The sequence below is a fragment of the Burkholderia sp. SIMBA_051 genome, from assembly GCF_046534915.1.
Taxonomy (GTDB): Bacteria; Pseudomonadota; Gammaproteobacteria; order Burkholderiales; family Burkholderiaceae; genus Burkholderia; species Burkholderia ambifaria.
The window spans coordinates 14,525-28,028 of sequence record NZ_JAWRXS010000006.1; the positions used below are offsets into that span (position 1 = coordinate 14,525).

15 protein-coding genes are annotated in these 13,504 nt (G+C 67.0%); 7 read left to right on the forward strand and 8 right to left on the reverse strand.

The annotated features are described in order from the left end of the window. The first annotated feature begins 42 nt into the window (after window positions 1-42). Together SB771_RS15655 and SB771_RS15660 are read left to right on the forward strand one after the other, a co-directional pair. Entirely contained in the window at window positions 43-1,041 is a 999-nt protein-coding gene (locus SB771_RS15655; protein ID WP_006749908.1) for a GlxA family transcriptional regulator, read from the forward strand. A gap of 110 nt (window positions 1,042-1,151) precedes the next feature. After that, a complete protein-coding gene (locus tag SB771_RS15660; RefSeq protein ID WP_006757406.1) occupies window positions 1,152-2,099 on the forward strand; it encodes a choline ABC transporter substrate-binding protein in 948 nt (315 codons plus the stop codon). A 101-nt stretch (window positions 2,100-2,200) separates the two neighbouring features. On the opposite strand, the gene SB771_RS15665 is transcribed toward SB771_RS15660, so the two are convergent. The 3 genes from SB771_RS15665 to SB771_RS15675 all read right to left on the reverse strand — a co-directional run bounded on the left by SB771_RS15665 (window position 2,201) and on the right by SB771_RS15675 (window position 4,210). Next, complete coding sequence (locus SB771_RS15665) at window positions 2,201-3,349, reverse strand: WD40/YVTN/BNR-like repeat-containing protein (RefSeq protein WP_175658756.1); 1,149 nt, start codon at window positions 3,347-3,349, stop codon at window positions 2,201-2,203. Window positions 3,350-3,404: 55 nt separating this feature from the next. Continuing rightward, window positions 3,405-3,674, reverse strand: a complete 270-nt coding sequence (locus SB771_RS15670) for a MoaD/ThiS family protein (protein WP_011659529.1) — start codon at window positions 3,672-3,674, stop codon at window positions 3,405-3,407. Window positions 3,675-3,811: 137 nt separating this feature from the next. Next, window positions 3,812-4,210 (reverse strand): nuclear transport factor 2 family protein, encoded by a 399-nt coding sequence (locus tag SB771_RS15675; protein WP_011659528.1) that lies wholly within the window; start codon window positions 4,208-4,210, stop codon window positions 3,812-3,814. A gap of 76 nt (window positions 4,211-4,286) precedes the next feature. Between SB771_RS15675 and SB771_RS15680 the strand changes: the two genes are divergently transcribed. Then, window positions 4,287-5,228 carry a LysR substrate-binding domain-containing protein gene (locus SB771_RS15680; RefSeq protein ID WP_175658757.1) on the forward strand — a complete coding sequence of 314 codons (942 nt, stop codon included), beginning with the start codon at window positions 4,287-4,289 and terminating at the stop codon, window positions 5,226-5,228. A gap of 28 nt (window positions 5,229-5,256) precedes the next feature. On the opposite strand, the gene SB771_RS15685 is transcribed toward SB771_RS15680, so the two are convergent. Then, complete coding sequence (locus SB771_RS15685; RefSeq protein ID WP_175658758.1) at window positions 5,257-5,946, reverse strand: aspartyl/asparaginyl beta-hydroxylase domain-containing protein; 690 nt, start codon at window positions 5,944-5,946, stop codon at window positions 5,257-5,259. Between the two features lie 204 nt (window positions 5,947-6,150). On the opposite strand from SB771_RS15685, the gene SB771_RS15690 reads away from it, so the two are divergent. Next, entirely contained in the window at window positions 6,151-6,495 is a 345-nt protein-coding gene (locus SB771_RS15690; protein ID WP_175658759.1) for a DUF4148 domain-containing protein, read from the forward strand. A 71-nt stretch (window positions 6,496-6,566) separates the two neighbouring features. After that, on the forward strand, window positions 6,567-6,845 hold the full coding sequence (locus SB771_RS15695; RefSeq protein WP_175658760.1) for a DUF4148 domain-containing protein: 279 nt from the start codon (window positions 6,567-6,569) through the stop codon (window positions 6,843-6,845). 209 nt (window positions 6,846-7,054) lie between these two features. Here the strand turns inward: SB771_RS15695 and SB771_RS15700 are convergent, their stop codons facing one another. Continuing rightward, entirely contained in the window at window positions 7,055-7,582 is a 528-nt protein-coding gene (locus tag SB771_RS15700) for a cytochrome b (RefSeq protein ID WP_175658761.1), read from the reverse strand. 406 nt (window positions 7,583-7,988) lie between these two features. Between SB771_RS15700 and hpnI the strand changes: the two genes are divergently transcribed. Together hpnI and SB771_RS15710 are read left to right on the forward strand one after the other, a co-directional pair. After that, window positions 7,989-9,158, forward strand: coding sequence for a bacteriohopanetetrol glucosamine biosynthesis glycosyltransferase HpnI (hpnI, locus tag SB771_RS15705; protein WP_175658762.1), 1,170 nt, complete (start codon window positions 7,989-7,991; stop codon window positions 9,156-9,158). Then, entirely contained in the window at window positions 9,155-10,243 is a 1,089-nt protein-coding gene (locus SB771_RS15710) for a lysylphosphatidylglycerol synthase domain-containing protein (protein ID WP_175658763.1), read from the forward strand. The genes hpnI and SB771_RS15710 overlap by 4 nt, the downstream gene beginning before the upstream one ends. A 57-nt stretch (window positions 10,244-10,300) precedes the next feature. Here SB771_RS15710 and denD read toward each other — a convergent pair whose 3' ends face one another. From denD to SB771_RS15725, 3 genes are all read right to left on the reverse strand, one after another. After that, window positions 10,301-11,272, reverse strand: coding sequence for a D-erythronate dehydrogenase (gene denD / locus SB771_RS15715; RefSeq protein ID WP_175658764.1), 972 nt, complete (start codon window positions 11,270-11,272; stop codon window positions 10,301-10,303). 28 nt (window positions 11,273-11,300) lie between these two features. Next, a complete protein-coding gene (otnI, locus tag SB771_RS15720; protein WP_175658765.1) occupies window positions 11,301-12,077 on the reverse strand; it encodes a 2-oxo-tetronate isomerase in 777 nt (258 codons plus the stop codon). Window positions 12,078-12,141: 64 nt separating this feature from the next. Continuing rightward, window positions 12,142-13,467, reverse strand: a complete 1,326-nt coding sequence (locus tag SB771_RS15725) for an MFS transporter (protein WP_175658766.1) — start codon at window positions 13,465-13,467, stop codon at window positions 12,142-12,144. Between the last annotated feature and the right edge of the window lie 37 nt (window positions 13,468-13,504).

Here is a 13,504-nt window from a genome sequence, read left to right on the forward strand (position 1 = left end):
TGGCGTCCTGCAACCTGCTCAACCGTTCGCCAGGAGCCCGATGTGACGTCCGCCGCTGCCGCCGTGCCCGCCGCTTGCGTTTCACCGGTTTCGTCCCTCGCCCATTTCGGCTTTCTTACGCTGCCGAATTTTTCGATGATCGCGTTCTCGAGCGCGGTCGAAGTGCTTCGGATGGCGAACTATGTCGGGCGCGCCGACCATTACCAGTGGTCGATCTATTCGCTCGACGGCGCCCCCGTGCATGCCAGCAACGGCATCGCGGTGCGGCCGACCCAGGCGCTCGACTACACGAACCTGCCCGACGTGATGATCGTGTGCGGCGGGATTCGCATCCGCGACGTGGTCGACGACGGCGCGCGCGACACGCTCGCGGCGCTCGCCGAACGCGGGCTGCCGCTGGGCGGCATCTGCACCGGCGCGTATGCATTGATGTCCGGCGGGCTGCTCGACGGCTATCGCTGCACCGTGCACTGGGAGAACCTGTCCGCGCTGCATGCGGAGTTTCCGCAGGTGGGGTTCGCCGACGAGCTGTTCGTCGTCGATCGCGACCGGCTCACCTGTACCGGTGGCACCGCGCCGCTCGACCTGATGCTGAACCTCGTCGGCATGCGCTTCGGCCAGCAGCTCGCCGCGCAGGTGTCCGAACAGTTCATCCTCGAGCGCATCCGCAGCTCGACCGACACACAGCCGATTCCGGTCGATGCGCGCGTCGGCTTCTCGCGCGCGGAACTGATCGAGGTCGTGCGCCTGATGGAGGCGAACATCGAGGAGCCGCTGTCGCTCGAGGAACTCGCGCGGCTCGTGCGGCTGTCGCAGCGGCACTTGCAGCGCATGTTCAAGGTGTACCTGAACGTATCGCCGACCCACTATTACCTGACGCTGCGGCTCAAACGCGCGCGCGACCTGCTGCGCACGACCGATGCGTCGATCGCGCGCGTGACGACGACGTGCGGATTCCATTCGCCGTGTCACTTCAGCAAGGCGTATCGCGCGCAGTTCGGTCACGCACCGAGTTACGAACGGCGGCTGCCGGGCCGTTGACGCGGCCCGCGCGAGCCGTTCGGTCCGCGACGCCGCCGGGATCGCGGCGCGCGGCTTCAACCATCGATCCCGCAACCATGAAAAACGACGTCACTTTGAGGAGAAGACAGATGAAGCGCCTATTGATCGCAACGGTATGCGGGATCGGGATCGCCGCGCCGATGTCGGCGGTGTATGCGGCCGACCCGCCCGTGTGCAAGAACGTGCGCTTCGCGGACGTCGGCTGGTCCGACATCGCGGCCACCACCGGCCTCGCGTCGACGATGCTGCAGGGGCTCGGCTACGCGCCGACCAAGACGATCGCGTCGGTGCCGATCACGTTCGCCGGCATCAAGAGCAAGCAGATCGACGTGTTCCTCGGCTACTGGTCGCCGACGATGGACCCGATCATCCAGCCGTTCACGAAGGCCGGCACGATCAAGGTGCTCGCCACGCCGAACCTGACCGGTGCGAAATACACGCTCGCGGTGCCTGACTACGTGTACCAGGGCGGCCTGAAGTCGTTCGCCGACATCCAGAAGTACGCGGACAAGCTCAACGGCAAGATCTACGGGATCGAGCCGGGCAACGACGGCAATGCGCTCATCAAGAAGATGATCGACACCAATCAGTTCGGCCTCGGCAAGTTCAAGCTGGTCGAGTCGAGCGAGGCCGGGATGCTGATCGAGGTGAACCGCGCGGCCCGCGACAAACAGTGGATCGTGTTTCTCGGCTGGGAACCGCATCCGATGAACGTGCAGATGAAGATCGATTATCTGACCGGCGGCGACGACGTGTTCGGCCCGAACTACGGTGAGGCGAAGGTGCTGACGGCCACGCCGCCCGACTACGCGCAGCGCTGCCCGAACGTCGCGAAGTTCGTGTCGAACCTGCAGTTCACGACGGCGATCGAGAACCACGTGATGGTGCCGATCATGAACAAGGAAGACCCGAACAAGGCCGCCGCCGCGTGGCTGAAGGCGAACCCGCAATCGCTCGAGAAGTGGCTGGCCGGCGTGACGACGCTTGACGGCAAGCCGGGGCTGCCGGCGGTGAAGGCTTATCTCGGCGTGCATTGAGCGGCAGGGCATCCACGTCCCGCACCGGCATCGAGGCAGTGTCGTCTCGATGCCGGTCGCGAGAGGGCTGCTTCCACGGCCCGGCCGCTTAAGCCGCGTCGTTACCCGAACCGCACGCAATACACCGGCGGCAAATGCGCGGAAACCTGCCGCCAGTTCTCGCCGCCGTCACCGGAAGTCCATAACCCGCCCGTCGTCGACCCTATCGCGAGACGCGTGCCGGTGTCATCCACCGCGAGCCCGTGCCGATACACGAGGTCGTAGGCCGGTGCGGGCGGCAATCCGTTCGACAGGCTCTCGAAACTGCGGCCGCCGTCGCGCGTGCGCGTGACGACGAACCGGCCGTTCACCGGAATCCGGCACGCATCTTTCACGGCCGGCACGAACCACGCGGTGTCGGGGTCGGCCGGATGCACGGCAACCGCAAAGCCGAAGCTCGACGGCTGCGCTTCGATGCGCTGCCAGTGCGCGGCGCCGTCGGTCGAGCGGAAGATCGCGCAATGATGCTGGGTCCACAGCACATCGGGATTGGCCGCGCACTGCACGACGCGATGCGGGTCCTGCACGTTGGGCTCGCCGCGCCGCTCGGGCGGCATGTAATCGGCTTCCATGCCGTCGGCGCTCACGCGCCAGGTCGCGCCGCCGTCGAAGGTCTGCCACACGCCGCCGCACGAGATGCCGATCGTCACGTGCCGGCTGTCGCGCGGATCGACCATCACCGAATGAATGCCCGGCGCGTCGTAGCCGCCGCCGAACCATTCGGGGCGCTCCGGCCGGTCCCACAATGCGCGGTTGAGCTCCCACGAATCTCCGCCGTCGCCGGAGCGGAACAGCCCGCCCGGTATCGTGCCGGCCCACAGTACGCCCGGCTCGTCGGCGCCGCCGGCTTCGAGCGACCAGATCTGCTGAAGTGTCCACGGCGGCCGGGGCGGGGCGGGCGCTTCGTCGCCCGCGTCGGCGTCGCCGGCATGTGCGCCGACGTTGGCGCGCAGCGCGTCGGCGGGCTGTGGCGGATATACCGGAACCGCGCATTCTTCCCAGTCGGCCGCGCCCGCGCGGCGGCGATGCAGTTTGACGCCGAAATGGCCGAGGTTGAGCGCCGCATACAGCGTGCCGTCGCGCGGATCGGCCAGCGCCATGCTGACCGGCTCGCCGATGAAGTGCGGCTCGCCGAGCGACCAGCCGCCGTTGCCGTCGGCGTGCAGCACGAACAGGCCCTTGCGGGTCGCGACGAGCAGTCGATCGTTCATGTCGGGTGTCTCCTGTGCGCGCGATCGGGCGCTTGCTTCGATGAGATGCGTCCCTTTATCCGCCGGACAACGCCTGCACGACATAGACGCGGCTCGCGTCGCCGAGCGCATCGGACAGGTGTTGCCGGTCGCGCACCGGCTGGCCGTCGATGAACACCGACAGATGCTTTCTCAGCGCACCCTGATCGTCGACGATGTAGCCGCGCAGCCGCGGCTGTTCGCCGAAGACGGTTTCAAGCGCTTCGCCGAGCGTGCGTGCGTCGACGTCGCGCTCGGGCGTGTCGATATGCCGCTGGATCGACGCCGCGAAGAAGAGGTGGGCCATGGCAGGGGCTGGCAGGAGCCGCGCAGGGGGACGGTCTGTAGTTTAGGCGATCGATCGGGCCGGCAGCGACATCGCCGTGCGGCCGGCGGCGATGTGCCGTTGCTGCGCCGCGCAATGGTCGCGGCGCGCTTGCCCGGTTACGCGTACTTGTCGCCGACCGTGCTTCGAATCGGATGCGTGTCGTAGACGATGATCATGCGCTCGATGCGCGCGTCGTCGTCGAATTCGAATACGTCGACGCACTCGAATTGCACCGCGGAGCCGTCTTTCAGTCCCCAGTCGTACGTGAAATAGCCGGTGGCCCGGCGTGCGCCCGTCGCGCTGACGCAGATGTCGATCGGCGTGATCCGGCTTTGTCCGGATGCCGCCGCGACTTTTTCGAAGAAGGGCTGCGGCGCCATCCAGCCGAGAAACGGCGAGAATATCCGCGCGTCCGGCGTGAACAATGCACAGATCGCGGCGACGTCGCCGCGCTCGAGTGTCTTCAGGTAGGTATCGACCTGTCGCGTGTAAAGTGCGTCGGACGACGAAACCATGATATTTCTCCGCTGATTGTTGACGAGCCGTCCGCGACAGCCGTCGCGCCGGTGCAACCACGATAGCGATGCCGCGATGACCGAACAAACGAAAAATCCGCAACCCGGGCATGCCGCCCGCGCATACCCGCTCGCGGATCTGACGCGCGCGCTGCCGCCGCTCACGGCGTTCCAGGCGTTTGTCGCCGCCGCCGAACTGGGCAGCTTCAACCGGGCCGCCGAGCATCTGTGCCGGACTCAAGGCGCGGTGAGCCGCCAGGTGCAGCAACTGGAAGCGCACTACCGATGTGCGTTGTTCGTCCGTCATCCGTCGGGATTGACGTTGACCACGGAAGGTGGCGCATTGCTGACGGTGGCCGTCGACGTCCTCGCGCAACTGGCGCGACACGCTCACGCCCATGCGCATGCCGCGTCGACGCTGACGTTGCGGCTGCCATCCACGTTCGCGATTCGCTGGCTGCTGCCGCGGCTGTCGGCGCTCAATCACGCGCTGCCGCGGACCGAATTGCGCATTCACACGTCGGCGGACGACACGCCGGATTTCACCGACGCCGATTTCGATGCGATCGTCGTGCGTGGCACCGGCAATTGGGCGGGCATGGTGGCGGTCCCGCTATTCGACGAATACCTGACGCCGATGTGTACGCGTGAGGTGGGCGCGTCGTTGCAGTCGGCAGCCGATCTCGCGCGGGTGACGCTGCTGCATCCCGCGCGCAATCGCGACGAATGGCGATGCTGGCTCGACGCCGTGGGCGCCACGCAGATCGACCCGCGCACGGGGCTCGTATTCGATACGCTCGAACTGACGCTGACAGCCGCGGCCCAGGCGCACGGCGTCGCGATCGGCGATCCGCGCATGGCGGCGGATCGGCTGGCAGCCGGCACGCTGGTCGCGCCGTTTTCCGAGGTGGTGCGCAACGGTTTGGGCTACTACCTCGTGTACCCGGTGCAACGCGCGGCGCAACCCGCGATTCAGGCGCTCACGGAGGTCATGACGCGTCTTGCGCGCGACGATTGATCGCAACGCGCGTGCGCCGGGCGTCTTGCTAGACCGGAATCGACCGCCCGCGTATGCGGATCCCGATCCGCACGATGCCGATCACCGCATTCGACAGCCACGTCAGCAAGCGCGGCATGCCGCGCCGGCGGATATCGAGCAGCAGCACGATCCGGACTTCGTCGCTGTCGTTCCACACCTCATGCACGAACGTGTCGTCCCATAGCAGGAAGCGGCCTTCGTCGAGCCGGTATTCGTGGCCGTCGACCTTCAGCACGGCGGCCGGCGTGCCGTCCGCGCGCTTCGGCATCGACAACACCAGATAGCCGCGCAGGATGCCGCGGAACGGCCCGCGGTGCGGCGGGATGTGCTTGCCCGGCGAGAGAAACGACAGCGACGCGGACAGCACGTCGGGCGATGCCGCGATGATCGATTCGACGGTCGGGCAGCGCGACAGGTTGCGTGGGAACGGCTGGCCGTAAGCCTGCATGATGAACATCCGCCAGTCGCGCGCATCGTTGGCCGAGATGTCGTGCTGCTCGCGCATGATCTCGTGAAAGCGCGGAATGCGCGGCAGGTCGCGCGCGACGTCGAGCGCTTCCGCGCGGATGGCCGGCCACGCACGGATGAAGCGCTCGGCATCGGGGAACGCGGCCGTGTCGAGCACCGCGCCACTATCGATATGGCGGTCGTACAGCGTGCGAAGCAGGCCGGCTGCGTAGTCGTAGGCAACGGACATGATCCAGGACCGATCCACAAGGTGTCGTCAGTCTGCCCCACGCGCGGTGGGGCCGCATTACGTCAGGTTACGCCGGCTGACGAAAGAATGACAGTTCGGTGAACGTCCGTAACGGGCGCCCAGGAATTCCGGGAATAAACGCGCACCGGCCGTCGTCATACGGGATGTAGCACGCCGTCTCGTTGACTTTCGAAGGAGTGGAGCATGAACACGCATTGGCTGGTGGCCGCCACGGTGGCGGCGATTTCCGTCGCGAGTGTCGCGACGCCCGCGTCGGCCCGGGAACTGACGCGCGCGCAGGTCAGGCAGGAACTGATCGACGCCGAAAACAACGGGTTGCGCTTCGTGACCGACACGTCGTATCCCGCGGTTAGCCCGCTGTTCCAGCAGCAGGCCGAACAGATGCCGCAGCATCAGGCCGAGACCGCGATCGGCAGCGATCCGGCGGCGGCTTCCGATGCGGGAAGGCAGGCGACGCTGCCGTCCCGTCCGCGCGCGGCCGCGTGCGTGGGGCCCGTGAGCTTCTGCACGCCGTACTTCGGAAGCTGACCTGAAGGCCCGCTGCGCCGGGTTCGACATTCACCACGCTTGATCCGCACGAAACATTGAAGGAGTTCATGATGAAAACTTGTATCGCACTACTGATGATGATCGGCGCGATTTCCGGTCAGTCCGCATTCGCGCAAACGAATGCGCCGCTCACGCGCGCACAGGTTCGCGACGAGCTGATTCGTCTGGAAGCGGCGGGTTACGACCCGTCGAAGGGCGATGACGGCGAATATCCCGCGGACATTCAGGCCGCGCAGGCGAAGCTCGTCGAGCAGGATCGCGCGAGGATGGCGGCCGCGGCCGCCGCGGATGCGCCGGCCTCCGTCATGCCGGCGCAGCTCGACAACTAGGTGTCGACATGTACGTGTGTCTCTTCAGGCCGTCGTGTTCGCGTGACGGCAATACGCATGCCGTTCGCGGCACGCGACCTGATCGAACCGCACGCACGGCCATGCCGTCGATTGCGCGCCGCTTCGCGCGGCGCCGCGATCATCTGGTCACGCGATTCCGCTGGGCGCGCGGGTCGATCGCGGAATGAGCAGGGACGCGAGTGACGAGATCACCAGGGCATCATCCGCTGCATGACCTGGTCGCGCAGGACGAAACGATGCGCGATCGCGGCTGCGACGTGAAGGCACACACCACCGAACAGCACCCACGCGAGGATCCCGTGCACGTCGCCCATCGCGTGCCCGAATCCCGACCCGGCTGCCGACAGTGCTGGCAACGGCACGATGCCGAACAGCGTCACGGCCCACGCGCGCGATGACGCGTTGATCCAGCCGAGCAACGGCACCACGATCAGCAGCGCATAGAGCGCGATATGCGTTGCGCCGGACAACGCACGCATCGTGGGCGACAGTTCGTCGGCGGGTGGACGATGCGTCGCGCGCCAGAGCACGCGACAAGCCATCGCGGCGAGCAGCGCGGTGCCCACGATCAGGTGCGCGGCGATCAGCCCGACCGGGTGTGTGTCGCGATGCACGTCGGGCATCGTCCAGCCGATCGCGTACTGCGCGACCAGAAGCACGACGATGAGCCAGTGAAGAACACGGGCGACTGCGTCATATCGGGCGGGCGTGGGCATGAAGGCTCCTGGCAAGGGGGACTGTATCTTCCGGCGGATTCTACGGCCGAATGCTTAACGAAACTTTAAGTGTGCGGCCGCACATCGAGTGTGTCCGGTCGATCGAGCGATGGCGCGCCCCTTTGCCGATCGCCGCGCGGGCCCCCAGGTTGTACCCAAGGCATTTTTCACCACGATGACATTTGATGAATGGGGCGTCGTCGCGACTGCGATCCTGTCGGATCGTAAGGTTGCCAGCGCCGTATTCGACGCGCGATAGTCATGTCATCTGATTGCGCGTACCGTCTGTTGGTCATCCTTCACATCCGGCTCGATCGCAATCGATCCGGCTGCGTGCATGGATGAAACCGTGCGCGCGGGGCCAATACCGGCATTGCAGTCGCACGGAAAACCTCGGGAGAGAGGCATGGAGTGGCTGCAGGTGGTGCACGCGCTGGCCCGGGCGATGTCGTTCGTTTGCGGGTTGGGCGTGCTGCTGGGCATTGCCTATACGATCGCGGCCAGCGTGCTGGTCGGCCGGTTCTTTTCCCGCGCGGCGGCGATGCCGCGCGATTTTCCGGGTGTCACCGTCGCGAAGCCGTTGCACGGCGACGAATGGCATCTAGGTCAGCATCTCGAAAGCTTCTTCGTCCAGGATTATCCGGGACCGGTTCAGCACCTGTTCGGCGTGCATGACGCAGGCGACGCCGCGCTTAAAGCCGTCGAGGCGCTGCGTGCGCGCTATCCGGATGCCAACATCACGGTCGTCGCCGATGCACGGCTGTACGGCCCCAACCGCAAGGTCGCCAATCTCGCGAACATGCTCGAACACGCGGAGCATTCGGTGCTGTGCCTTGCCGACAGCGACGTGGTGGTCGAGCGCGATTATTTGCGCGCCGTCGTCGGCGCGCTACAGCAGCCGGAGGTCGGCATCGTGACGAGCGTGTATCGCGGCGTCGCATCGCCGGGTTTCTGGCCCGGCGTTGCGGTCGCGATGACGAACTACCATTTCCTGCCGGGTGTGATCACCGGGCTCTTCATCGGTCGCGCGCGTCCGTGCTTCGGCCAGACGATCGCGATCACGCGCGCGACGCTCGAACGCATCGGCGGCCTCGCGCGTTTCGCGCATCACCTCGCCGAGGATCACGCGCTGGGCGAAGCGGTGCGGCAGATCGGGGCGCGGGTCGTGGTTCCGCCGTTTGTCGTCGGGCATGCGTGTGTCGACGACACGTTCGCCAACCTGTACGCGCACGAATTGCGCTGGAGTTGCACGATCCGGGCGGCGGACCGGGGCGGTCATGCCGGTTCGGTGCTGATGCATCCGGTGCCGCTCGCACTGCTGGCGCTGCTGCTGTCCGGCGGCACGGCGGCCGCCTGCGCGCTGACGGTGGCCGCGCTTGCCGCACGGGCGCTGCTGATGGTGAGAACGGCGCGCGCGATCGGCGCGAGCCTGCGCGGCGCGCGCTGGTTGCCGTTCGTCGATCTGGTGCAGTTCCTGATCTTCGTGTCGAGCTTCTTCTCGTCGCATGTCATCTGGCGCGGCACGCGCTTTCGCGTCGACCGCGAGGGTTTGCTGTCGCCGGCGGGGAAACCATGACGCACGACACGCAATCCGACGATGAAGGCGCGGGCCGGCTGTCTACCTATCGCGACGGGCGGCTCCGGCATGCGGGACGCATCGCCGCACTCGCCGGGCTGGCCATCGCCGTATGGCTGATCTGGCGCGAGCATCCATTGACGGTCCTGCACCGGCTGCAGGCCGCCGGCGCCGGGTTGCTGCTCGCCGCGCTGGTTCACGTGCTGCCGATGCTCGCGAATGCATGGGATTGGCGGATGCTGATCCGCGGCCGGCGCCGGCCGTCCTTCTGGGCGATGCTGAAGCTCGTCTGGATTCGCGAATCGATCAACGGGCTGTTGCCGGTCGCGCGGATCGGCGGCGAACTCGTGTCGTTCAGCTTGCTGCGGCAGGCGGGCGTGCGGCCGGCGACCATCGTGGCGAGCCTCGTCGCCGACATGCAGTTGACGCTGATCAGCCAGCTGGTGTTCGCGCTGGTCGCGATCGGCTACGTGCTCGACCGTGGCTCGTCCGATGCCGCGCGGGTGGCCGCGCAGCTCGCCATCGGGATGGCGGCGATGGTGCCGGTGCTGCTGCTGTTCGCACTGGTGCAGCATGCGCGGCCGTTCGAGCGGGCGATGCGCGCGCTCAACCGCATCACGAGCGGGAAGGTGGTGGCGCTGGTCGGCGAATCGGCGCGCACCGATCAGTCCATCCGGATGATCTGGCGCAGGACCGGCATCGTCGTGCGCTATCTCACGATCTGGCAGACGCTGCAGTTCGCGGGGCATGCGCTGGAAATCTGGGTCGCGCTGCGCTTCCTCGGCGCCGATCCGACGTTCGCGCAGGCGCTCGCGATCGAGGCGCTGATCCAGTTGCTGAGCAGCATCGCGTTCATGATGCCGGGCGGGCTGGGCGTGCAGGAGGGCGGGTTCGTGCTGATCGGCGGACTGCTCGGTTTCGACGCGCCGACCTGTCTGGCGCTGGCTGGTGCGCGGCGCGTGCGCGATCTGCTGTTCTATCTGCCGGGTTTGCTGGCGTGGCAGCACGCGGCCGGCGCGGCGCGCCCGCCGGGCGGGGCGAAGCGCGCATCGATGCGCGTCGGGAAGTCCGCCAGGCCGCGCTGATGCGGCCCGGCGGGGCCTGCCGCACGGGCGGTTCTTGCCCGCTCGGCGGCGTGGCCGTCAACGCCGTTCGTCGGCGATATGGCTGCGGATCACGTCCGCGAACGACGTGTCACCCTTCAGCCCGAGCGCTTCCGCGCGCGTCGTGTCCCAGCGGCCCGGCCAGCTGCCGACGATCTTCTCGACGCGCTCGTCCGGCGCATGGCGGATCAGCTTCACGACGTCATCGCCCGCGACTTCGCGCAGCGCCGCGATCATCTCGTCGACCGACACCGACAGGCCGGGCAGATTGATCACGCGCTTGTTGCCGAGCTTCTCGCTGTCGATTTCACAACCGGCGACGAGTGCGTCGATCGCGCCGCGCGGCGACAGCAGCCACAAGCGCGTCGACCCCGGCACCGGGCACACGCTTTCCTGGCCGTTCAGCGGCTCGCGGATGATGCCGCTCGCGAACGAAGACGCGGCCGCGTTCGGGCGGCCCGGCCGCACGCTGATGGTCGGCAGCCGCAGCACGCGGCCGTCGACGAAGCCGCGCCGCGCGTAGTCGCACAGCAGCAACTCGGCGATCGCCTTCTCCGCACCGTATGACGATTGCGGATTCAGCGCGGTGTCGTCCTGCACGACGTCGGGCAGTACACCGCCGTAGACGGCCACCGAGCTCGTGAAAACGACGCGCGGACGATGGCCGCGCGCGCGGCACACCTCGAGCAGCGTGCGCGACGCGTCGAGGTTGATCCGCATGCCGAGATCGAAATCGGCTTCCGCCTGCCCGCTGACGATCGCCGCGAGGTGGAAGATCGCGCCCGTCTGCGTGTCGATCGCGCTTTCGAGCACCGCGCGATCGGCGATGTCGCCGACGATCGACGTCACGCGCGCATCGCCGAAATCGCTGCCTTCGACGACGTCGAGCAGCACCAGCTCGTCGATCTTGGCGGTCCGGCCGTCGGGGCCGGTCAGCTCGCCGCGCTCGAGCAGCGTGCGCGCGAGACGCTGGCCGAGAAAGCCGGCGCCGCCGGTGATCAGTACTTTCATGTTCGTTGCCCTCTTAGGAATGCTTGAATTACAGATACGGCTTGAGCCAGCCGAGGCCTTCGGACGTGCCGGCCTTCGGGCGATACTCGCAGCCGATCCAGCCGTCGTAGCCGAGCGCATCGATCAGCGCGAACAGGTACGGGTAGTTGAGCTCGCCGATATCCGGCTCGTGGCGCTCGGGCACGCCGGCGATCTGGATGTGGCCGATGCCCGCGAAATCGCGCTTGAGCTTCATCGCGAGGTCGCCCTCGACGATCTGGCAGTGATAGCAGTCGAACTGCACCTTCAGGTTCGGCGCGCCGACTTCCGCGCAGATCTCGTGCGCATCGTCCTGGCGGCTCAGGAAATAGCCGGGCATGTCGCGCTGGTTGATCGGCTCGATCAGGATCGTGATGCCGTGCGCGAAGGCGGCCTGCGCCGCATGCCGCAGGTTCGCCAGGTAGGTGTCGCGATGGCGCGCGCGGTCGGCGCCCGGCGCGACCATCCCGGCCATCACGTGCAGCTTCTTGTTGCCGAGCACGCGCGCATAGTCAAGCGCCTGGTCGATGCCGCGCCGGAACTCGTCCTCGCGGCCCGGCAGCGACGCGATCCCGCGTTCGCCGGCGGCCCAGTCGCCGGGCGGCGCGTTGAACAGCGCCTGCTCGAGGTTGTGCGCGTCGAGCCGCGCGCGGATGTCCGCGGCGGCGAAGTCGTACGGGAACAGGTACTCGACGGCCTTGAAGCCGTCGGAGGCGGCAGCGGCGAAGCGTTCGAGGAACGCGTGCTCGGTATACATCATCGAGAGGTTGGCGGCGAAGCGGGGCATGGCAGCGGTTCCTGTGAATGAATGGAGCGGGGCGCACGGCGCCCCGCGTCGAATGGCGGCAGGCTCAGCGGTTCACGAGTTTCGCGGGCGTGAGCCACACGGCGATCGCACCGATCACGAGCATCGACGCGAGCACGTACATGCCGGACGACGTGCTGTGCGTGAGGTCCTTCAGGTAGCCGATCACGTACGGGCTCGCGAACCCGGCGAGGTTGCCGACCGAGTTGATGATCGCGATCCCGGCGGCCGCGGCGGAGCCGGCGAGGAACGCGGTCGGCAGCGACCAGAACAGCGGTGCGCAGGTCAGCACGCCGCCCGCCGCGAGCGACAGGAACACGATCGACACCGCCGTATTGTGCGAGTACGACGCGGCGACCGCAAACCCGACGGCGCCCATCAGCGCCGGCACGATCAGGTGCCAGCGGCGTTCGCGGTGCTTGTCCGCGCTGTGGCCGAACAGGTTCATCACGACGATCGCGACGACGAACGGAATTGCCGACAGCAGGCCGATCTGCAACGTATCGGTGATGCCGGTCGACTTGACGAGCGTCGGCATCCAGAACGTGAGCCCGTACTGGCCGGTGACGAACGCGAAGTAGATCAGCGACATCCACCACATGCGCGGGTCGGCGAACACGGCCTTCAGCGAATGGCCGTGCTTCTGCTGCTCCTGCGGCTGCGCGGCGATTTCATCCTCGAGCAGCTGCTTCTCGCGCTCGTCGAGCCACTTCGCGCCGCGGATGCTGTTGTCGAGATACAGGATCGTCGCGATGCCGACGAGAACGGCCGGCACGGCCTCGATCATGAACATCCACTGCCAGCCGTGAAAGCCGGAGCCGCCGTGAAAGCGTTCCATGATCCAGCCCGACAGCGGGTTGCCGAAGATGCCCGACACCGGAATCGCCGACATGAACACCGCGATGATCTTCGCGCGGCGATGCGACGGGAACCAGTACGTGAGATACAGGATCACGCCCGGATAGAAGCCGGCTTCCGCGAGACCGAGCAGAAAGCGCAGCACGTAGAACTGTGTCGGTGTCCTGACGAATGCGAACACGGCCGATAGCAGGCCCCACGTGATCATGATCCGCGCGATCCAGATGCGCGCGCCGAGGCGGTGCATCAGCAGGTTGCTCGGCAGCTCGAACAGGAAGTAGCCGAGGAAGAAGATGCCGGCACCGAGGCCGAACACGGTTTCGCTGAACGCAAGGTCCTGCGACATCTGCAGCTTCGCGAAGCCGACGTTCACGCGGTCGAGATACGCGACCACGTAGCAGAGCATCAGGAACGGCACGATGCGCCAGAACACTTTCTTGTAGGTGCGGTCGAGCTCGGCCGATTGGGCGGGCACGGCGGGCGAGCGGCTTGCGGCCGCGTCGAGAGCAGTCATCGTCGTCTCCATCGATGTTGTGTGCCGGCGGCGCGTA